The organism is Nesterenkonia sp. (assembly GCF_029265375.1).
Classification (GTDB): Bacteria; Actinomycetota; Actinomycetes; order Actinomycetales; family Micrococcaceae; genus Nesterenkonia.
In genome coordinates, this window is sequence record NZ_JAJUJJ010000018.1 from 38,150 (window position 1) to 59,234 (window position 21,085).

Consider the following 21,085-nt stretch of genomic DNA (forward strand, 5'->3'; position numbering starts at 1 on the left):
CTGTGCCAGAAGCAGTGATCGTATCGGCAGTGCGTTCTCCCATCGGCCGGGCGGGCAAGGGCTCACTGCGTGAGATGCGCGCCAATGACATGGCCGCGCAGATGGTCCGGGCCGCACTGGAGAAGGTGCCCCAGCTGGACCCCGCCGAGGTCGAGGACCTCCTGCTCGGCTGCGGCGTTCCGGAAGGGGAGGCCGGGCGCAACCTGGCGCGGATTGTGGCCGTTCTCGCTGACCTCGATGCCACGCCGGGAACTACCGTCACCCGGTTCTGCGCCTCCAGCCTGCAGACCACCCGCATGGCGTTCCACGCCATCCGGGCGGGGGAAGGGGATGTGTTCATCTCCGCCGGGGTGGAGGCCACCAGCCGTCTGGCCCGGGGGCGTTCGGAGGAGGACACCCGAAATCCGCGCTTTGAGCAGGCATGGACGCGATCTGCGGCCCGGGCCGCCGGCCAGGCGCCGGCGTGGACCGACCCCCGGACGGCAGGGGAGCTGCCTGACGTCTATATCGCCATGGGGCAGACTGCCGAGAACGTCGCGCAGGTGCGCGGCGTCAGCCGTGAGGCCCAGGACAGTTACGCAGTCCGTTCCCAGATGAGGACTAAGGAGGCGGCGGCATCCGGCTTCTGGGAGCGCGAAATCGCTCCGCTGACCCTGCCCGATGGGACTGTGGTCACCGACGACGACAGCCCCCGCCCCAACACCACTGCCGAGGGGGTGGCTGAACTGCAGCCGGTGTTCCGCCCCGACGGAACGGTGACCGCCGGCAACTCCTGCCCGATGAACGACGGCGCGGCCGCCCTGGTCATCATGAGCGACATCCGCGCCAAGGAGCTGGGCCTGGCCCCGCTGGCGCGGATCGTCTCCACGGGAGTCTCCGCGCTGTCCCCGGAGATCATGGGGCTCGGTCCGGTAGAAGCCAGCCGGCGGGCATTGACCCAGGCAGATATGAGCATCAGCGACGTCGACCTGGTGGAGATCAATGAGGCCTTCGCGGCTCAGGTGATCCCATCGGCCGAGGATCTCGGCATCCCGGAGGACAAGCTCAATGTCAACGGGGGCGCCATCGCCCTGGGCCACCCCTGGGGAATGAGCGGGGCGCGGATCACCACGACTCTGCTCAATGCCCTGCAGCAGAGAGATCAGCAGATCGGCCTGGCCACTATGTGCGTCGGCGGCGGCCAGGGCATGGCCATGGTTCTTGAGCATCTCTGAGGCGCTGCCGGCAGTCCCCACAGACCCGATTGACTTCAAGGAGAAGAGAGTATGACTACGCAGAAGCGAACAGCCATTGTCACCGGAGCAGCTCGCGGCATCGGTGCGGCGCTGGCGGAGCGGCTGGCCGCCGACGGAATGGCAGTGGCCGCCATAGACCTCAGCGCAGACGCCTGCGACGACGTCGTCGCCTCCATCACTGACGCCGGAGGCACAGCTAAGGCCTATGGGGCCGATGTGGCCGATGAGGACTCGGTAGCTGAGGCCGTGGAAGCCGTGACCTCGGATCTGGGCGCCCCCACAGTTCTGATCAACAACGCAGGTGTGCTCCGGGACAACCTGCTGTTCAAGATGAGCACCGATGACTGGGACACGGTGATGAACGTCCACCTGCGCGGACACTTCCTGATGTCCCGGGCAGTGCAGGGCCATATGCGGGACGCCGGCTGGGGCAGGATCGTGAACATCTCCTCCACATCGGCTCTGGGAAATCGCGGCCAGGCGAACTACTCGGCAGCAAAGGCCGGGATCCAGGGGTTCACCAAGACACTGGCCATCGAGTTGGGCAAGTACGGCACCACTGTCAACGCCATCGCCCCGGGTCTGATCGAGACCTCTATGACCCGGGCAACTGCTGAGCGCATGGGGATTCCCTACGAAACGTTCGTGGAGAAGGCGGCACAGCAGATTCCGGTGGCTCGAACCGGCAAGCCGGAGGACATCGCCGCTGCTGCCGCTTTCTTCGTCCGCGAAGATGCCGGGTTCGTCTCCGGACAGGTGCTCTACGTGGCCGGCGGGCCTAAGGCATAACGAGGTGAGGAGTCAGATCATGAAGACATTCTCCGGACTGGAGGAATTTGCCGCCGCAGCGGGTACGCATCTGGGCTACAGCGACTGGCGGACCATCACGCAGGAACAGGTGGACCTCTTCTCCGAGGCCACAGACGACCATCAGTGGATCCACACCGATACCGACAAGGCTCGGTCCGGTCCCTTCGGGGGCCCCGTGGCGCACGGCTATCTGACCCTGTCGCTGATTCCTGCGCTGATGCGCGAGATCTACCGGATCGAGGGACTGGCCATGGGCATCAACTACGGGTCCAATAAAGTCCGGTTCCCGTCCGTGGTGCCGGTGGGCAGCCGGGTGCGGGCCGGAGCCGAGCTGATCAGCTGTGAACCGGCCTCCCAAGGGGTTCGCGCCGTCGTGGGCGTGACCATTGAAATCGAAGGTTCTGACAAGCCCGCCTGCGCAGCTGAGATCGTCTCGCTGCTTCACGGCCGGAAGGATGCGTGATGACCTTCAACGCCTCAGTGATGCTCCGCGAAACTGCCGCAGAGCACCCGGAGAAGAAGTGCGTGGTTCTGGGGCAGCGCAGCTGGACGTACCAGGAGGTGGACCAGGCAGCCGATCTGGTCTCCACCAACCTGCAGGCCGTGGGGCTGGCCCCAGGCACGAAGATCGGCCTGCAGCTGCCCAATCTTCCCCAGTTCCTGTCCGCCTACTTCGGCCTGGCCCGGGCCGGCTATGTGATGGTCCCGCTCAATCCGCTGCTCACTGCCCGGGAAACGACGTTCATGCTCGGCAACTCCGACTGTGAACTTCTGATCACCACAGATGCAGTGGCCGCGGAGGCTGTGAAAGCTGTCCAGCAGATCGGTGATATCCCCGTCTACGTGGTGGAGACTGGGAGCGCCGAGCGGCCGGAGGGAACACGCAGCTTCACCGAGCTGCTGGCTCCCCGGCCCGTTGCCGATATGGCCAGCACCCAGGCTGATGACACGGCCGTCATCGTCTTCACCAGCGGCACCACAGGCACGCCGAAGGGCGCGGAGCTGAGCCACTTCGGGATCTATATGAACTCAACCGTGTCCACTGAACGGATTGAGCTCAACCCGGATGATACGACGCTGGCGATGCTGCCGTTCTTCCATGTCTACGGCCTGACGAGTGTCCTCAATGTCTGCGTGCACAACGGGGTCACGATGGTTCTGCTTCCCCGCTTCGATCCCGCAGCGGCCCTGGATCTGGTGGAGGCCCACCGGGTGGTTCGCTTCTCGGCCGTCCCCTCCATGCTGATCGGGATGGTCGACGCCGGCACCTCGGGCCGGGACCTCTCCAGCGTGGAACGGGTGATCTCCGGCGGCTCGGCGCTCTCCGGTGAGGCGCTGCGTCGCTTTGAAGCGGCCTTCCCCTCGGCCACAGTGCTGGAGGGGTACGGCCTCTCAGAGTCCACCAGTTCGGTCGCGGTCAATATCTCCCGGGAAGAGCGCAAGCCGCTCTCCATCGGCAAACCCCTGTGGGGATCGGAGTGCCGGGTCGTCAGCGAAGCGGGAGAGGTGCTGCCGCCCGGCAAAGAGAATGTCGGTGAGCTGACGTTCCAGGGCCCCACCATCATGAAGGGCTACCACAAGAACCCTGAAGCTACTCAGGAGTCCCTGCGGGACGGCTGGCTCTACACCGGCGACATGGGATACATGGACGAGGACGGCTTCCTCTTTGTGGTGGACCGGAAGAAGGAGCTGATCATCCGCAACGGCTTCAACGTCTTCCCCCGTGAGGTCGAGGAGGTCATCGCCACCCATCCCGATGTCGTCGAAGTCGCGGTGGTCGGCACACCGGATCCGCAGCTCGGCCAGGAGGTGGTGGCCGTGGTGAGCCTGCGAGACGGCGCCTCCGCCACGGCCGAGGACATCATCGAGCATGCACGCCGGTCCCTGGCCGCCTACAAGTATCCGCGCGAGGTCCATATCACTGGGGAGCTGCCCAAATCAGCTGCCGGAAAGATCCGCAAGAAGGACCTGGCGCAGGACCTGGTTGCGGGCGCGGACCGACAGGGGCAGCGCTGAGTCGTGGCGTAGAATCGCACGGTCAGCATTGTGAGCCAATCCAGGAGAGCCGAAGACCCGTGTCCGAGCAGATCAGCATCACCCTCAATGGCGAACCGACCACCCTTGAGGCGGGCACCACCGGCACCACAGTTTTCCAGGACTCCAGGACCATTGTGGTCATGCGCGTCAACGGGGAGCTGTGGGATCTCTCCCGGGAGATTCCCGACGGCGCAGCGGTCGCCGGGGTTGATATCAGCGAGCCGGACGGCCTCAATGTCCTGCGGCACTCCACCGCCCATGTGATGGCTCAGGCGGTGCAGCAGCTCTTCCCCGGCGCCAAGCTGGGCATCGGCCCCTATATCACCGACGGCTTCTACTTCGACTTCGATGTGGAGAATCCCTTCACCCCGGAGGATCTGAAGAAGATCGAGAAGGCGATGCAGAAGATCGTCAATCAGAACCAGACGTTCGAGCGCGAGGTGGTGGACCTCGACGAGGCTCGCCGGCAGATGGCCGAGGAGCCGTACAAGCTGGAGCTGCTGGGAGAAGGGGCTGAGGCCGCCGAAGGCGCCGGGGTGGAGGTCGGCGGTGACGAGATCACCATCTACCACAATGTGGACCGCTCCGGTCAGCGCGTCTGGTCCGATCTCTGTCGCGGTCCCCACCTGCCCGGCACCAAGCTGATCTCCAACGCCTTCGCTGTGATGCGCGCCGCCGGCGCCTACTGGCGGGGCAAGGAGACCAATCCGCAGCTGCAGCGCCTCTACGGCACGGCCTGGCCCACCAAGGAGGACCTGAAGGCGTATAAGGAGCGTCTGGCCGAGGCCGAGCGGCGCGACCACCGCCGGCTGGGACGCGAACTGGATCTGTTCAGCTTCCCGGAGGAGATCGGATCGGGCCTCTCGGTATGGCACCCCAAGGGCGGGCTGGTGCGCGGGCTGATGGAGCAGCACGCCCGCACCCGTCATCTGGAGGCCGGCTACACCTACGTCTACACCCCGCACATCTCCAAGGCGGACCTGTTCTCCACCTCCGGTCATCTGGCCAACTACAAGGACGATATGTGGCCTGCGATCTCCATGGATGAGGAGCGCGACGAGCACGGCCGCATCACCAAACAGGGCCAGGACTACTACCTGAAGCCGATGAACTGCCCCATGCACATCCTGATCTACAAGGAGCGTGGGCGCAGCTACCGGGAGCTGCCGATGCGGTTGGCGGAGAACGGCACGGTCTACCGCAATGAGCGCTCCGGCGCGCTGCACGGCCTTACCCGGGTGCGCGGCTTCACCCAGGACGACGCTCACCTCTTTGTCCGGCAGGACCAGCTGGAGGACGAGGTCTCCAATGTGGTCGAGTTCGTGGTCTCACTGCTGCAGGACTTCGGTCTGGAGACATTCGAGCTGGAACTGTCCATGCGCGATGAGGAGAAGGACAAGTGGGTCGGCTCCGATGAGTACTGGGAGTCCGCCACCCAAGCGCTGCGCAATGTGGCGATCAACTCAGGGCTGAAGCTGACCGAGATTCCCGGTGAGGCCGCTTTCTACGGGCCCAAGATCGACCTGAAGATCACCGATGCCATCGGCCGGAAGTGGCAGCTGTCCACCGTGCAGGTGGACCCGAATCTGCCGGAGCGCTTCGATCTGGAGTACACCGCCGAGGACGGCAGCCGTCAGCGGCCCATCATGATTCACCGGGCGCTGTTCGGATCCATCGAACGCTTCTTCGCGATTCTGCTGGAGCACTACGCCGGCGCGTTCCCGGCCTGGCTGGCACCGGTTCAGGTCCGCGGCATCCCTGTGGCCGAGCCGTTCAACGACTATCTGGCAGAGATCATTGAGCGGCTGAAGGCAGCAGGTGTCCGCGCTGAGCTCGACGACGGCACCGATCGGTTCCCCAAGAAGATCCGCACCGCCAGCAAAGACAAGATCCCGTTCGTGCTGATCGCCGGCGGCGACGACGCCGAGGCCGGCGCCGTGTCCTTCCGCTTCCGCGACGGCAGCCAGGACAACCAGGTGCCGGTGGACCAGGCGGTGCAGCGGATCCTGACGGCCATCGAGAACCGCGAGGCCTGACCATGAGCGAAGGTGTCGAGGATGTGCCGGTGGCCGGTGTTCCTGATGCTTTCCAACGGCTGTGGAACCCCCACCGGGCTGCCTACCAGTCCCGGGGCCAGGACCAGGTGACCGGCGAGGGGGACTGCCCCTTCTGCCAGGGCCCGGCGCGCAGCGATGAGGACGCCCTCATCGTCCGTCGCGGCAGGCTGTGCTTCGCTCTGCTGAACCTGTATCCCTACAATCCAGGGCACGTGCTGGTCTGCCCCTATCGGCATGTGCCGGACCTGACCGACCTGAGCGAGGACGAGGCCGCCGAGTTCGTGGCGATGACGCAGCAGGCGATGCGGGTGCTTCGCGAGGTCGCTCGTCCGGCTGGATTCAATCTGGGGATCAACCAGGGCAAAGTGGGCGGTGCCGGCATCGCCGCGCACCTGCATCAGCATGTGGTGCCGCGCTGGAGCGGGGACACGAATTTCATGCCAATCATCGCCCAGACCAAGAACCTCTCTGCCACCCTGGGGGAGTCCCAACAGCTGCTCGCGCGGGCCTGGGACGAGCTGGGGGGCCCCTCCGGCGATCTGCGGGAGCACGGCTGATGCTCAAACACGCGCGTGCCTTCTTCTCCGCCGTCTTCACTCCGCTGGCACGTCTGCTTCTGCGGCTTGGGCTGACACCGAATGCGGTGACCATCATCGGAACCCTCGGTGTGAGCCTCGGGGCGCTGATCCTCTACCCGTTGGGCCAGCTGTTCTGGGGCACGGTGGTGATCACCCTGTTCGTCTTCAGCGACCTCATTGACGGTCTGATGGCGCGGCTGGGGGACCGCCGCAGTGTGCTGGGCGGCTTCTTGGACTCAGTCTCCGACAGGGTCCAGGACAGCGCAGTGTTCCTGGGCCTGATGCTGTGGTTCTTCGGCGAGGGGGACAGCTACTGGATCGGCGTCGCAGCCGCGCTGTGCATGATTCTGGGACTGCTGGTCTCATATATTCGCGCGCGCGCTGAATCCGAGGGCTACGACGCCAACACCGGCATCGCTGAACGGCCTGAGCGCATGGTCCTGGCTCTGGTGTTCACCGGCTTCGTCGGACTGGGGTTGCCCCCGGCAGTGCTGCTGGTGGTCCTGACGCTGCTGGCCGCAGCGTCCCTGGTGACCGTCATTCAACGCATCACCACAGTCATCCGGCAGGCACAGGCCGGCTGAGATGCGCTACGCAGCCTGAATGAGGTCTGCCCTCACCGCGAAGCTCCAGGATTTCAAGCGATGATGCCGCCGGCAGAGGGGCTGCAGATTCTCCGCCTCAGTCGAACCCTCTGGCCAGGGTGCGATGTGGTCAATATCGCAGAACTCAGCCGGCACACGGCATCCATCTGCGGCGCAGGTGGAGTCCCTGAACCACAGGGCGGTGCGGAGCCGGGCGGGCGGGTACCGTCCCGCGGCCCGGATGGCCAGCAGGTTCTGACGCTCCGATGGTCGCTGCGCATTCGCCGCCGAGGTCATAATGAGCTCGTACCAGTCCAGACGCTCGGTCTGCCGGGCGAGCATATCCCGCAGGTTCCGTGCCGGCAGCGGCATCCGACCATCGCGGGTTCGTCCGGGCTCCTCCGACTCGCCGAGCAGCGTCTCCTGGGAGACGATGACGCCGATCTGGGCGTCCACCTGGATCTCCTCCGGACTCTGCGCGCTGAGCAGCCAGGCACAGAAGGCATCGGCACTGCGCTGGTCCAGATTCCGCGGATCGCCCTCGCTGCGCGAAGTGGGCGGCAGATCCTGGTCCTCCGCCGGCTGCGCATGAGGTTGCTGCCCTACGCTATCGGGCCCCCAGGTCTCGTCCGAGGAGGCGGGAATGCTCTCATCGGATGCCTCACCGGCTTCAGGCGGCAGGGCTTCAGGCGGCAGGGCTTCAGGCGGCAGGGCTTCAGGCGGCAGACAGGGATGATCCGCTTCTGCGGTCTCGGCCGCCTGGCGCCAGGCTTCAGCCCGCCGCTGCGGCTCCAGGCGCTCCAGCTGACGGATCTGGTCTGCGATGAACGGGTTATGCGGGATATCGGCCGTCGCGGACCGGGCCACGCTGTCCAACCTGCGCTTAATGGCGTGCGCGGTGAAGGTCGGCAGCAGGGCAGAGAGCATGCTCATCCCGTCCTCACGGTCGACCACGGTGACCCGCCGGGTTCGGGCTGCCCGGGCGAAGCGCTCCGCGGCTTCCTGCGGCTCGGCTCGGTGCTCGAATCGCCTCAGCCAGCTCTCCAGCTGACCGATCCGGTGGGTCTGCGCGAAGTCAAGCGCCTGCTCATCCAGCTTCTCCAGAGCCTCGTCGGTGCGCAGATTCTCCCAGGCCGCGGCGATCTTCTTCAGCCGCAGCACGCAGATCCGGCCGGCCAGGAACCCTTCCCATACTGCGGGAAGTCGCTTCGCCGCCCGCCGGGCCGCGCTGAGCTCTGCCTCCACGGAGTATTCCGAGCGCCCCAGTGCCTGGCCCATATGCAGCACGGCGGCCCGACCGGCCTCCTGCTCCGCCAGCTGCGCCGTGCGGGCAATATTGTCCAAGCGCTCCCGGCTGGCTCCGCAGCGCTGCGCCTCCTGAAACTTTGCCGCCCAGCCCTCACGCACGGAGGTGAGGGTCCGCTCGTGGAATCGCAGCATCCAGAGCACTTGGCGGGCTCGTGCACGGCGGAGGTCCCGTTCGATGCGCCACAGCGGCTGAGTCTGCGCGTCCATCAGCGTCACCGGGGGTTCGCTGGGCACTGCGCCGGTGTCAGTGCCGGAGCCCGGTGGGGTTCCCCCGGAAGGGGAGTCGCCGCCGTCGTACCTGTCATCCATGATTCGATTATATCTTCGAATGTGACGCGCATCAAGCATTTTGCGAAGGTTTGTTCGAGTTTGATGGCGGACAGGGGCGACCGGTTGCGGGGTGTGACAGCCCGACTCCGGGTGCTTGGCGATTACGCCTGGAGTCCGAGGCTGCGCAGCAGCGGAGCTGGGTCCGGCTCGCGGCCCAGGGCGGCGCGGAAGGACTCCAGCGGCGGGCGAGTATTGCCCCGGGAGAGCAGCTCGGCCCGGAAGTGATCCCCGCGGGCGGCCAGCGCCTCGGCGTCGTGCATCACCTCGCGGAACCATTCGCTGGCATCCTTGGCCAGGACCTCGGCCCACAGATAGGAGTAGTAGCCGGCCGCATAGCCGGCGCTGGCGAAGATGTGCTTGAAGAATCCGCCGTGATACCGCGGAGGCACCAGGGGCAGGTCCAGCCCCCAGGCTGCCAGCACCTGCTGCTCGAAGCCTTCCGGGTCGACGGCGGCCTCCCGCGCCTGTACCACGCTCAGGGTGTGCCACCCGAGGTCGATGACCACTGCGGCCACATGCTCAGCGGTGGAGCACCCCTTGCCCCAGAGCTCGTCAGCAGCCGGCTCGGCTCCGGGCCGCACGGGGGAGGAGAAGAGCTCCTGGAAGACCTCGTTGACCTGGGAGGGGAACTCCACATTGTCCCGAGGCAGAGCAGTGCCTGAGAGCTGCGGAAACTCGGCGCGAGCCAGCAGTGCGTGCAGTGCGTGGCCGAATTCGTGGAACAGAGTCTTCTGCTCCGCCGGGGTGAGCACCGGCTGCTGCCCTTCGGCTGGGGGAGCGACGTTGAGGTTGTTGGTGACCACCGCCTGGGAACCCGCCAACGACGACGGCACGGAGAATGCATTCATCCAGGCGCCGCCGGACTTGGTGTCACGCGTGTAGAGGTCCAGCAGATACAGGCCCAGTCCCTCGCCGGGGGCTCCCGGCTCGCCGTCGAAGACTTCGAAGCTGCGGGCTCCGGGCACGAAGCTGGGCAGGTCATCGCGCTCCACCATGGTGATCCCGTAGACCCGGCGCGCGGCCTCGGCCAGGCGCCGCAGCCCCTCTTCGACGCTGATGTCCTCGCCGGCCTCAGACCGGTCCAGTGTGCTGCGGACTCGTGCCAGCCCGTAGCTGACGTCCCAGGGCTGCATGTCCTGGCCCAGGCCGAGGTGATCGGCCACACGCCGGCATTCCTCCCGCGCGCGGTCGGCGGCTCCGGCAGCGATGCGGCGCAGCAGCGACTCCACGGACTCCCGGCTCTCAGCGGTGCGCAGCGGCAGCACAGACTCCAGATAGTTCGCACATCCCAGCAGCTGGGCCTTCTCCGCCCGCAGCAGGGCGATCTGGGCGCCGATCTGCCGGGTGGTGCGCCCCTGCTCGTCCTTCAGCGTGCCGCGCCCCACGGAGGCGGCATGGACCCGGCGCCGGGTCTCGCGGTCCTCCAAGGAGGCCAGGACCGCCTGCTGGACCGGCATAGTCAGCGTCAGCAGATACCCGCAGTCATGGCCGGCGGCCTGCGCGGCGGCGCGTGCCGAGGAGATTCGTGCCTCACTCAGGCCCGCCAGCTCCTCCGCAGTGTCCACCAGCACCGCGGCCTCAGCCGCCTCGCGCACCTGAAGGCGGGAGTAGGCGGTCTCCAGCTCTGCCAGCTGCTGGTTCAGCCGCTTGAGCGCGGACTGCTCGGAATCGCCCAGCCCGGCTCCGGCGGCCGATGCGGTGAGCAGCAGATGCCGCAGGTACCAGCGCTGTTCGGCGGTGGCTTCGACCTCCGAGGCATCGATGCGCGCCTGCAGCTCCTCCAGACGTGCGTACAGGCCCGGGTGCAGAGTGAGCCAGTCGGTGTGGGCGGCGATCTCCGGGGCCGCCTCGGCACGCACCTGCTGGCGGGCCGCAGTGCCGTCAGCGGCCGTCACCGCGCCGAAGGCCCGCATAAGCCTGTCCAGCTCCCGCCCCGAGCGGGCCAGGGGGTGCAGCACATTCTCCACCGTGGCAGGCTCGGGGCACTCAGCAATGGCGGCCACCTCCTCCCGCTGGGTCGCCATGGCGCCCTGCCGGGCCGGCCCCCAGGCGCCGTCGTCGACGGTGGTCATATCCGGATATCCGTAGTCCACAGTGCGCGTCCACGGGGCTGATGCCACGGTGAGCTCCCTCCTGCTAGTAGCCTGGAGACAGACTACAGAGTCGTTGCCTGATGCAACGACGTATCGCCTTCGATCACGAGGAGAGATATGGCCGGCCACTCCAAATGGGCCAATACCAAGCACCGCAAGGCGGCCGTGGATGCCAAGCGCGCCAAGATCAACGCTCGCTACATCAAGCAGATCGAAGTGGCGGCGCGCAACGGCGGCCCTGACCCCGCCGGCAATCCGGCGCTGGACCTGGCGGTCTCCAAGGCGAAGAAGGAGTCGGTGCCCAATGACAACATCGACCGCGCCATCAAGCGCGGCGCGGGGCTCACCGGCGAGGCCGTGGACTATGAGGAGATCACCTATGAGGTCCGCGGACCGGCCGGATCGGCGCTGCTGGTGGAGTGCCTGACCGACAATCGCAACCGCGCGGCCGCTGAGGTGCGCACTGCGGTCACCCGCGCCGGCGGCACTGTGGCGGATCCGGGCTCGGTGGCCTATATGTTCCAGCGCAAGGGCGTGGTGACTGTGCCCAAGTCCGACGGCGTCACCGAGGACGATGTGCTCGCAGCGGTTCTGGAGGCCGGCGTGGAGGAGGTCTTCGAGAACGAGGAGAACTTCGAGATCCGTTCGGAGCCCGGAGATCTCCGCGATGTGGTCACCGGACTCCAGGAGGCCGGGATCAGCTATGACTCCGACGAGGTCGCGTTCATCTCCGACATCTCCGTGGACCTGGAGCTCGACGACGCCAAGAAGTTCCTGCGCCTGCATGATGCTCTGGATGACCTCGACGACGTGCAGAGCATCCACACCAACGCCGACCTCAGCGCTGAAACTCTGGCGGCGCTCAACGCCGAGGGCTGAGGCCGCCATGACCCCGCGGCCGGCTGCGGCGCTGGGCGGCTCTGCCGGGGCCTCCCGGGCCGCACAGACCGCTCCGCAGCGGATTCTGGGGGTGGACCCCGGACTGACCCGGTGCGGATTCGCGGTGGTGGAGATGCTGCCCAACCGCACCGGAAGCTCGGTGCATGTGGAGGTCAAAGGCACCCGCAGCGATCAGGATCTGGCCGAACGGATCCTGGCGATCCAGCGCGCCGCGGAGGAGCTGCTGGACAGCTTCGCACCCGATGTGGTCGCCGTCGAGCGGGTCTTCTCCGCGAACAATGCGCCCACCGCCATCGCCACCGCCCAGGCCTCCGGGGTGATCATCGCCGCCGCGGCGGCGCGCGGCATTCCCGTAGCCTGGCACACGCCCTCCGAGGTGAAGGCTGCGGTGACCGACGACGGCCGGGCCGACAAGGACGCAGTGGCCCGGATGGTCCAGCGCATCCTGGGCCTTCCCGGCCGCCCCAAGCCGGTGGACGCCACCGATGCCTACGCCGTGGCGATCTGCCACGGATGGCGCTCCGGGGTGGGGGCAGCGTTCAGCATGACCGCCAGCACGCAGACCCACCAGGGCGCGCGGACTGCGCTGCAGCGTGCCGCCGACGCGCAGCCTGATGGACTCACGCCGGCCCAGCGTGCGTGGCAGGAGGCCGAAAGACGCGCCGCACGCCGCTAGATGCGCCGCAGACCTCACGGCCACCGATTACAGTGGTCGAAGATACGTTCTAGTTCTGTGAGCAGACGGTGAGGGGATACACCCATGATTTCCAGTATTCGCGGCGATGTGCTCCACGTGGGGTTAGACCATGCAGTGGTGGAGGTCTCCGGCTTCGGGCTGACCGTCTTCGCCACTCCAGCCACGCTGGGCACCCTGCGCAGCGGGGGAGCTGCTTTTCTGCAGACCAGCTTTGTGCCCCGCCAGGATGAGGCACCGCTGCTGTTCGGCTTCGCCGACGCCGACGAACGGGAGATCTTCACCACCCTGCTGGGGATCTCCGGGGTGGGGCCGCGGCTTGCCCTGGCAGTGCTCAGCGTGCACACCCCCGACGACGTCCGGCGCGCCATCCAGACCTCCGACACCGCAGCCTTCACCAAGGTCCCAGGCATCGGCAAGAAGACCGCCCAGCGGATTCTGCTGGAGCTGGCCGGAAAGCTGGTCATCGAGCCGGAGCAGACCCAGAACGGGGCAGCGGCCGGTCCGGAGCCTGCTTCCTCCACGGTGGCCGAGGTTCGCTCCGCGCTGACCTCGCTGGGCTGGACGGAGAAGGACGCGGCCGCCGCAGTGGACGCCACCCTGCAGCAGGCGCCTGAGCTGGCCGAGGCGGACACCGCCACGGTGCTGCGCACCACGCTGCGCTCCCTCGGGTCGGCCAAGGCGGCTGGGGCCGCCGGAGGCGGCAGCCGATGAGCTCAACACCGGCAGAGCAGCCTGAGGACCGTCAGCTGGTCAACAGCGCGCCGGCCGCCGAGGAGAAGGCGCTGGAGGCGGCGCTGCGGCCGAAGGCGCTGGGTGATTTTGTGGGTCAGTCCACAGTGCGGGCTCAGCTCTCCCTGGTGCTGCAGTCCTCGACGATGCGCGGCGCCGCAGCTGACCACGTGCTGCTCTCCGGGCCCCCCGGCCTGGGCAAAACCACCCTGGCGATGATCATCGCCGCAGAGATGAACGCAGCCCTGCGCATCACCTCCGGCCCAGCCATCCAGCACGCCGGAGACCTCGCCGCCATCCTCTCCTCCCTCACCGAGGGAGAGGTGCTGTTCATCGATGAGATCCACCGCATGTCCCGCCCGGCCGAGGAGATGCTCTACATGGCCATGGAGGACTTCCGGGTGGACATCATCGTGGGCAAGGGCGCAGGCGCCACCTCGATCCCGCTGGAGCTTCCGCCCTTCACCCTGGTGGGCGCCACCACGCGCGCAGGTCTGCTGCCGGGACCGCTGCGCGACCGCTTCGGCTTCACCGGGCATCTGGAGTACTACAGCGCCGAGGAGCTGCAGCAGGTGCTGCGCCGGTCCGCGGGCATGCTGGACATGGATGTCACCGAGGCCGGGTTCGCCGAGATCGCCTCTCGCTCACGCGGCACACCGCGGATCGCGAACCGTCTGCTGCGCCGAGTGCGCGACTGGGCCCTGGTCCACGGCGTCGACCAGGTGGACCAGCAGGCGGCCTCCAAGGCGCTGGACACCTATGAGGTGGACTCCCTGGGCCTGGACCGGCTGGACCGCGCAGTGCTGCAGGCGCTGTGCACCAAATTCGGCGGGGGACCGGTGGGGCTGTCCACCCTGGCAGTTCTGGTGGGCGAGGAGACTGAGACCGTCGAAACCGTGGCCGAGCCGTATCTGGTGCGCGAAGGCCTGCTGGCGCGCACCCCCCGCGGCCGGATCGCCACCGGAGCCGCCTGGGAGCACCTGGGTCTCACACCTCCGCAGCGCGCCGAGGACAGTGCCGGCACCGCTACGCTATGGGACGAATGACGGCTGCGGTGAGCACTCTGATCGGTGAGCATCAGGTCTTACCTGCTAGTCTTGCCGGTTGTGATTGACACCTTTCTGACCCAGATTCTCGCCGGGGGCGCGGCGGGCGAACCGGCTGGCGGCGGACTGCTGCTGGTGGTGATGTTTGCCCTGCTGGCCCTGCTGGTATTCATGACCTTCCGGCGCAACCGCAAGATGCGCCAGGCCCAGCAGGAGGCGCACAGCTCAGCGGTGATCGGAGCCGAGGTCCTCACCGCCGGCGGCGTGGTGGGCACTGTGGTGGCCCGCGATGAGGAGCGCCAGCGCGTCACCCTGGAGTTCTCCAACGGAGACCGAGTGGACTTCCTGCTCGGCGCGGTCCAGCAGGTCCTGACCCCGGCTGCCGGCCAGCAGAGCGACGAGGACGACTGACCGGTATTCATGGCTGCTTCCCCTCCCGTCCGCAAGGCCCGCGCCGCGCTGGTGGTCCTGGTCCTGCTGCTGATCACCATGGGCGGCGTGCTGGCCTACGGTGTGCAGCAGGGGCGCGCCCAATGGGCTCCACTGCTGGCGCTGGACCTCGAAGGCGGCACCCAGATGGTGCTCTCTCCCGAAGCCGAGCCGGGGGAGGAGATCGACGACGAACAGCTCAACCAGGCGGTGGAGATCATTCGCCAGCGCGTGGACGGAACCGGCGTGGCGGAAGCCGAGATCGCCGTACAGGGCTCGGAGAACATCGTGGTCAACCTGCCGGGCGTGCCCGACCAGGAGACCCGTGAGCTGATCCAGGCACCGGCGGATATGGAGTTCCGCCCCGTGCTGCGGGCCGAGACCGACCCCGAGTACCTGGATGAGATGATGCTCGACGCCCAGCGGGAGGAGCTCAGTGAGGAGGAGTTCGCCCAGCTGGAGGAGGAGCTTGAGGCTCAGCGCGAGCAGGACCAGCAGCAGGATGAGGAGCCGGCTGAGCCGGAGGACTTCCCCGAGCCCGAGGGCGAGCCTGAGCACAACTCTGACCTGAACTGGATCACCCCCGAGCTGGCAGCCGAGTTCGCCAACTTTGAGTGCAGCAGCGAGCTCTCCATGGAGCAGCGCCAGGCGCAGGACCCGGACGAGCCGCTGATCACCTGTGACCCGACCCGCGGCGAGAAGTTCCTGCTCGGACCCGTGGATGTTGACGGTGAGCATATCGAGGACGCCAGCTGGGGCTCCGAACAGTCGCCGGGCGGTACTCCCACCGGTGCCTATGAAGTGGTGGTGCACTTCGACTCCACCGGCACCGAGCTGTTCCGGGAGTCCTCCACCCGTCTCTACGGATACCCGGAGGGCGAGGCCCAGAATCGCTTCGGAATCGTTCTGGACGGTCATGTGATCGTCGCACCGAATATGCGCTCCCCGATCACTGACGGCAATGCCCGCATCACCGGCGGCTACACCGAGCAGGAGGCAGAGCAGCTGGCAGAGCAGCTGCGCTACGGGTCGCTGCCGATCTCCTTCAGCATCGAGTCCGAGCAGCAGATCTCCGCCACCCTCGGCGCCGACCAGCTGCGCATGGGTCTGCTGGCAGGAGTCATCGGCCTGCTGCTGACCGCCGGCTATGCCGTCTTCCAATACCGTGCGCTGGCCCTGGCGGTCACCATCCCCTCCCTGGTGGTGGTGGGAGTGATCACCTGGTGGGCCATCTCGCTGCTGGGCTGGAGCGACGGCTACCGGCTCTCGCTGGCCGGCATCGCCGGTCTCATCCTCTCCATCGGACTGACCGCAGACTCCTTCGTGGTCTACTTCGAACGCGTCAAGGACGAGCTGCGTGAAGGCCGGAGCCTGGCCGGGGCGGTCGAAGCCGGCTGGTCGCGCGCCCGGCGCACCATTCTGGCCTCCAAGGCTGTCAACGTGCTGGCCGCCGTCGTGCTGTATCTGGTGGCGGTGGGCAATGTGCGCGGCTTCGCCTTCACCCTGGGCCTGACCGCTCTGATCGATGTGATTCTGGTCTTCCTGTTCACCCACCCGCTGATGCAGCTGCTGGCCCGCCGCAGATTCTTCGCCGCCGGAAAATCGTTCTCCGGGCTCAGCGCCAGGGAGCTCGGCGTGGACGTGCTCTACCGCGGTGCCGGACGCTTCGCCCACCGTCGGATGGTTTCGGCGCGCGAGGGTGAGGACGGCGCGCGGCCCGATCGTGACTCGGCGGCCGCCGACCGCTCTGAGGAGCTCCCCGATATCCCAGAAGAGGAGTGGGCCCAGATGACCATTGCCGAGCGCCGTCGAGCCCGCGAGGCCGCAACCGCGCGCCGCGAGCAGACCGAGGATGCCTCGGCCGAACCCTCCTCCACCACTCCGGGGGGTGATCGCTGATGGCCGCAGGATTCGCTCAGGCAGGCAATCAGCTCTACACCGGTGAGCGTTCCTATCCCTTCATCCAGCGCTCGAATCTGTGGTTCGCGCTGGCCGCTGTGCTGATCATCGCCTCCGTGGCCATTCCGTTCTTCCGCGGCGGCTTCAACCTGGGCATCGAGTTCACCGGCGGCAGCGAATTCACCATCTCCCAGACCGAGAACACTGAGGTGAGCCTGGGGGAGGAGGCCGTGCAGGACACGGCGGGCCAAGAGGCCACGGTCACCAATATTGCCCCCGGGACCATGCGGGTGCAGACCAGTCAGCTCGACGACGAGCAGACGCTGCAGGTCGCCGAGGCGCTGCAGGAGGCCTACGAGGTCTCCGCTGAGCAGGTCTCCTCCCAGTTCATCGGCCCGGTCTGGGGCGAGCACGTCTCGCAGCAGATGATGGTGGGCCTGGCGATCTTCCTGGCGCTGGTGACGCTGTATATGGCGTTCTACTTCCGCACCTGGAAGATGTCCCTGGCCGCCATCGCCGGACTGGGCTTTGTGGTGGTGGTGACCGTGGGGATCTACTCGGCCACAGGTTTCGAGGTGACGCCCAGTGCGATCATCGGGTTCCTGACCATCCTCTCCTATGCGCTCTACGACACGATGGTGGTCTTCGACAAGATTCGTGAGAATGTCGAGCGCCTGCAGGAGCAGAAGGATCAGACGTTCACCGAACGGGTGAACCTGGCTATCAACCAGACGCTTGTGCGTTCGGTGAACACCTCGGTGGTGGGCATTCTGCCGGTGGGCGCGATTCTGTTCATCGGCTCCTGGCTGCTGGGCGCCGGAACTCTGCGGGACATCGCGCTGGCGCTGTTCACCGGCATCATTGTCGGCACCATCGCCACCATCTTCGTCCAGGCTCCGCTGTATGCGCGGATGCGTCGGGGAGACCGGGATATCACTGCCCATACCGAGGAGGTCCTGGCGCTGCGTCAGGAGCGCGGAGTCGGTGGGGTGACCTATTCGGGCACCCCGCTGGACGATGACGGCAGGCCCACCTCCTTCCCGCCGCTGCCGGAGCCTGAGGACGAAGAGCCTGAGGACGACGACCTCGGCTACGAAATCATCATCACCGGTGAAGGGCCCGCTTCGGCCTCTGACGGCCGCAGCGGTTAGACTATTCCTTACACATTTAAAGGAATTTCGTCGGTGGGAGAGCAGGCACTACTCAGGTGAGCGACCAGGGCGCACGGGCCATGCACCAGGCGGCAGCGGCTGCCGCCGCGGCTGAACCTGCGCCCGGAGCGGCTGAGCCGGGCGGTGCTGCGCCGGGAGCTGGGGCTCGCAGCGGACGCTCGGTCGGCTCGCTGACCAGCTCGGGCGACTCTCCGCTGCTGGAACCGCTGCTGCGTGCGATGCGCGCCAATGACGCCGAGGACGATCTTCCCCTGATCCGCCGGGCCTTCGAGGTGGCCCAGCATCACCACCGGGATCAGAAGCGCAAGTCCGGCGACCCCTACATCACCCACCCGGTGGCAGTGGCCACCATTCTGGCCGAGCTCGGCCTCAACGGCTCCACTCTGGCGGCCGCTCTGCTGCATGACACCGTGGAGGACACCGACTACTCCTTGGAGCAGCTGACTGCGGATTTCGGTGATGAGATCGCGCTGCTGGTGGACGGGGTCACCAAGCTGGACAAGCTGAAGTTCGGCGATGCGGCTCAGGCTGAGACCGTGCGCAAGATGGTCCTGGCGATGGCCAAGGACATCCGGGTGCTGATGATCAAGCTGGCCGACCGGCTGCACAATGCCCGCACCTGGCGCTATGTGCCGGCGGCCTCCAGCGCCCGGAAGGCCAAGGAGACTCTGGAGATCTTCTCCCCGCTGGCGCACCGGTTGGGGATGAACACCATCAAATGGGAGCTGGAGGACCTCTCCTTCGCCGCGCTGTATCCGAAGGTGTATGAGGAGATCGTGCGTCTGGTGGGCGACCGGACGCCGCAGCGGGAGAAGTTCCTCTCCGAAGTGCGCAGCACCATCGCCGATGATCTGAATTCGGCCAGTATTGCTGCCACGATCACGGGCCGCCCCAAGCACTACTACTCGATCTACCAGAAGATGATCGTCCGTGGAAAAGAGTTCGACGACATCCACGATCTGATGGGCGTGCGAGTGCTGGTGGACTCGGTGCGGGACTGCTATGCGGCCCTGGGCACCCTGCATGCGCGGTGGAACCCTCTGCCTGGGCGGTTCAAGGACTACATCGCGATGCCGAAATTCAATATGTACCAGTCGCTGCACACCACGGTGCTGGGGCCCTCCGGCAAGCCGGTGGAGGTCCAGATTCGAACCTACGAGATGCACCGTCGCGCCGAATACGGTGTGGCAGCGCATTGGAAGTACAAGCATCAGCAGTCCAGCGCGCCGAGCGAGGCTGGATCCGCCGCACCTGCTGCTGCCGCCGGGGCCGGAGCCACCCAGCAGTCGCAGGCCACCGAAGACATCAGCTGGCTTCGCTCCCTGGTGGACTGGCAGTCCGAGACGAAGGACCCCGACGAGTTCCTGGATTCGCTGCGCTACGAGATCAACGCTCGCGAGGTCTTCGTCTACACCCCGAAGGGGGAGGTCATCTCCCTGCCGGCCGGGGCCACCCCGGTGGACTTCGCCTACGCGATCCACACCGATGTGGGCCATAAGACCATCGGCGCACGGGTCAACGGGAAGCTGGTCCCGCTGAACTCCGAGCTGCAGCACGGCGACTGGGTGGAGATATTCACCTCCAAGGCTGAGGGCGCCGGCCCCTCCAATGACTGGATCCATTTTGTGAAGTCGGCCCGTGCGCGGAACAAGATCCGCCACTGGTTCTCCAAGGAGCGGCGTGAGGAGTCCATCGAGCGCGGCAAGGAGGCGCTGACCAAGGCGATCCGGAAGTCGAACCTGCCGCTGCAGAAGGTGATGAACCCGGATGTGCTGCTCAGCGTGGCCCAGCAGCTGCACTACAACGACATCTCTGGACTTTATGCTGGGGTGGGGGAGGATCACGTCTCCACCCAGAACGTGATCGAGCATCTCACCGCGCTGTTCGACACGGAGGACGAGGAGTCCGAGGAGCACGACACCACTCCCATCACCTCGGCGGGCCCTCGACGGGCCGAGTACTGCGATGCGGGAGTCATCGTCAAGGGTGCAGGCAATGTGCTGGCAAAGCTCGCGCGGTGCTGCACTCCCGTACCGCCTGATGAGATCGAGGGGTTCGTCACCCGCGGGCAGGGCGTCTCCGTCCATCGGGCCGACTGCCGCAATGTGCAGCAGCTCCGGCAGGAGCCCGGCCGCCTGGTGGAGGTGGAGTGGGCGCCGACGAAGAGCTCCGTCTTCCTGGTGGAGATCCAGGTGGAGGCTCTCGACCGGAAGTCTCTGCTCTCCGACGTCACCCGCACCCTCGCCGAGTCTCAGGTCAATATTCTCTCCGCCACGGTCCACACCTCCCGCGACCGGGTCGCGATCTCCCGGTTCAGCTTCGAGATGGGAGACCCGCGCTATCTGAACCACGTGCTGAACTCGGTGCGGCGCATCGACGGGGTCTATGACGTCTACCGGACAGTGGGCAAGCGCCGAGAGACGCACTGAGCGGCGGTCTGCTCGACGGCCTCTGCGCGGGAGGCGGCGGACCGATGCGCCAGCACCGCTTCGGTCAGCTCCTCGGCCCCGAATCCGGCCTGATGGGCCAGCTCGCCGATCAGCTGCATTCGATGCTCAGCGGGGTTCTGACCAGTCTCTGCGGCGGTGCAGATCTGACTGCGGTCCGGTCGAAGAGGGTCTGCGGCCTCCGGCCAGTAGCCGAGCTGCTCGTCGCGGCTGTCTGCATCCATCAGATCCAGACTGCGCTGCGAGGTCAGGGTGCCGATGCCGCGGAAGAGATCGGCTGCGGTGCGCAGCGGAACCGTGACCGGCAGCGGGCCGCAGGCTTCTGCCTCACCCTCGGCCAGCGGCACCTGGTGGATCTGCCACCGCTGACGGGTGGGACGGCGGTAGACCCCCGGGGTGATGACGGTGATCTTCGCCGGGGCACACCGACCCAGGTGCACCCAGGCGGCGGTCTCTCCGCACAGCACCGCGCAGCGGCGCAGCGTGCGGTTCAGCAGGGCGGAGGCGGCCGTCGCGCGCGTCTGCGGGGTGTCAGGCAGCTGCTGCTCGGTGTAGACGTCGGCGAGCATCGGACGCAGCAGGCCCTCGGCGCGCATGACTTGCAGCTCGGCGCCGCTGAACGGATAGCCGGGCCGGTAGATGCCGGTCATCGCTGATGCTGTGCTCTGCATGCCTCCAGCCTGGCCCCGGTGCGCATCGAGCTCAAGGCTGCAGCGTGGATCTGTGGATTACCG

General features: G+C 66.8%; 18 protein-coding genes. 15 read left to right on the top strand and 3 right to left on the bottom strand.

All coding sequences use genetic code 11. From position 1 onward, the window contains the following. Positions 1 to 2 precede the first annotated feature (2 nt). From Q1K09_RS08730 to pgsA, 7 genes are read left to right on the top strand one after another with little or no spacing between them, the layout of a single operon-like run. Positions 3 to 1,214 carry an acetyl-CoA C-acetyltransferase gene (locus Q1K09_RS08730; RefSeq protein ID WP_300344775.1) on the top strand — a complete coding sequence of 404 codons (1,212 nt, stop codon included), beginning with the start codon at positions 3 to 5 and terminating at the stop codon, positions 1,212 to 1,214. 51 nt (positions 1,215 to 1,265) lie between these two features. Further along, the gene (locus Q1K09_RS08735) at positions 1,266 to 2,024 is read left to right on the top strand and encodes an SDR family oxidoreductase (RefSeq protein ID WP_300344776.1); all 759 of its coding nucleotides are present in this window, start codon (positions 1,266 to 1,268) and stop codon (positions 2,022 to 2,024) included. Between the two features lie 19 nt (positions 2,025 to 2,043). Next, the gene (locus tag Q1K09_RS08740) at positions 2,044 to 2,508 is read left to right on the top strand and encodes a MaoC family dehydratase (protein ID WP_300344778.1); all 465 of its coding nucleotides are present in this window, start codon (positions 2,044 to 2,046) and stop codon (positions 2,506 to 2,508) included. Next, positions 2,508 to 4,061 (top strand): long-chain fatty acid--CoA ligase, encoded by a 1,554-nt coding sequence (locus Q1K09_RS08745; RefSeq protein ID WP_300344779.1) that lies wholly within the window; start codon positions 2,508 to 2,510, stop codon positions 4,059 to 4,061. The genes Q1K09_RS08740 and Q1K09_RS08745 overlap by 1 nt, the downstream gene beginning before the upstream one ends. 59 nt (positions 4,062 to 4,120) lie before the next feature. Further along, a complete protein-coding gene (gene thrS / locus Q1K09_RS08750) occupies positions 4,121 to 6,118 on the top strand; it encodes a threonine--tRNA ligase (protein ID WP_300344780.1) in 1,998 nt (665 codons plus the stop codon). A 2-nt stretch (positions 6,119 to 6,120) separates the two neighbouring features. Then, positions 6,121 to 6,696 (top strand): HIT domain-containing protein, encoded by a 576-nt coding sequence (locus Q1K09_RS08755; RefSeq protein ID WP_300344783.1) that lies wholly within the window; start codon positions 6,121 to 6,123, stop codon positions 6,694 to 6,696. Beyond that, positions 6,693 to 7,301 (top strand): phosphatidylinositol phosphate synthase, encoded by a 609-nt coding sequence (gene pgsA, locus Q1K09_RS08760; RefSeq protein WP_300344819.1) that lies wholly within the window; start codon positions 6,693 to 6,695, stop codon positions 7,299 to 7,301. The genes Q1K09_RS08755 and pgsA overlap by 4 nt, the downstream gene beginning before the upstream one ends. A 6-nt stretch (positions 7,302 to 7,307) precedes the next feature. On the opposite strand, the gene Q1K09_RS08765 is transcribed toward pgsA, so the two are convergent. Together Q1K09_RS08765 and Q1K09_RS08770 are read right to left on the bottom strand one after the other, a co-directional pair. Further along, positions 7,308 to 8,918, bottom strand: a complete 1,611-nt coding sequence (locus tag Q1K09_RS08765; protein WP_300344785.1) for a DUF222 domain-containing protein — start codon at positions 8,916 to 8,918, stop codon at positions 7,308 to 7,310. 122 nt (positions 8,919 to 9,040) lie between these two features. Beyond that, positions 9,041 to 11,059, bottom strand: coding sequence for a M3 family metallopeptidase (locus tag Q1K09_RS08770; protein ID WP_300344787.1), 2,019 nt, complete (start codon positions 11,057 to 11,059; stop codon positions 9,041 to 9,043). 90 nt (positions 11,060 to 11,149) lie between these two features. Between Q1K09_RS08770 and Q1K09_RS08775 the strand changes: the two genes are divergently transcribed. The 8 genes from Q1K09_RS08775 (at position 11,150) to Q1K09_RS08810 (ending at position 20,333) form a co-directional block, all read left to right on the top strand. Further along, positions 11,150 to 11,911, top strand: a complete 762-nt coding sequence (locus Q1K09_RS08775) for a YebC/PmpR family DNA-binding transcriptional regulator (RefSeq protein ID WP_300344789.1) — start codon at positions 11,150 to 11,152, stop codon at positions 11,909 to 11,911. Positions 11,912 to 11,918: 7 nt separating this feature from the next. After that, positions 11,919 to 12,608, top strand: a complete 690-nt coding sequence (ruvC, locus tag Q1K09_RS08780; RefSeq protein ID WP_300344792.1) for a crossover junction endodeoxyribonuclease RuvC — start codon at positions 11,919 to 11,921, stop codon at positions 12,606 to 12,608. A gap of 84 nt (positions 12,609 to 12,692) precedes the next feature. Beyond that, entirely contained in the window at positions 12,693 to 13,340 is a 648-nt protein-coding gene (gene ruvA / locus Q1K09_RS08785; RefSeq protein WP_300344795.1) for a Holliday junction branch migration protein RuvA, read from the top strand. Beyond that, a complete protein-coding gene (ruvB, locus tag Q1K09_RS08790; protein ID WP_300344797.1) occupies positions 13,337 to 14,404 on the top strand; it encodes a Holliday junction branch migration DNA helicase RuvB in 1,068 nt (355 codons plus the stop codon). The genes ruvA and ruvB overlap by 4 nt, the downstream gene beginning before the upstream one ends. A 60-nt stretch (positions 14,405 to 14,464) precedes the next feature. Further along, the gene (gene yajC, locus Q1K09_RS08795) at positions 14,465 to 14,815 is read left to right on the top strand and encodes a preprotein translocase subunit YajC (protein WP_300344799.1); all 351 of its coding nucleotides are present in this window, start codon (positions 14,465 to 14,467) and stop codon (positions 14,813 to 14,815) included. Between the two features lie 9 nt (positions 14,816 to 14,824). Next, complete coding sequence (gene secD / locus Q1K09_RS08800; RefSeq protein WP_300344801.1) at positions 14,825 to 16,732, top strand: protein translocase subunit SecD; 1,908 nt, start codon at positions 14,825 to 14,827, stop codon at positions 16,730 to 16,732. After that, positions 16,732 to 17,883, top strand: coding sequence for a protein translocase subunit SecF (gene secF / locus Q1K09_RS08805; RefSeq protein ID WP_300344803.1), 1,152 nt, complete (start codon positions 16,732 to 16,734; stop codon positions 17,881 to 17,883). Before secD ends, secF begins: the two co-directional genes overlap by 1 nt. Before the next feature lie 56 nt (positions 17,884 to 17,939). Next, positions 17,940 to 20,333 (top strand): bifunctional (p)ppGpp synthetase/guanosine-3',5'-bis(diphosphate) 3'-pyrophosphohydrolase, encoded by a 2,394-nt coding sequence (locus tag Q1K09_RS08810; protein ID WP_300344805.1) that lies wholly within the window; start codon positions 17,940 to 17,942, stop codon positions 20,331 to 20,333. Here the strand turns inward: Q1K09_RS08810 and Q1K09_RS08815 are convergent. Next, positions 20,297 to 21,022, bottom strand: coding sequence for a hypothetical protein (locus Q1K09_RS08815; protein WP_300344807.1), 726 nt, complete (start codon positions 21,020 to 21,022; stop codon positions 20,297 to 20,299). The genes Q1K09_RS08810 and Q1K09_RS08815 overlap by 37 nt on opposite strands. Positions 21,023 to 21,085: the final 63 nt, after the last annotated feature.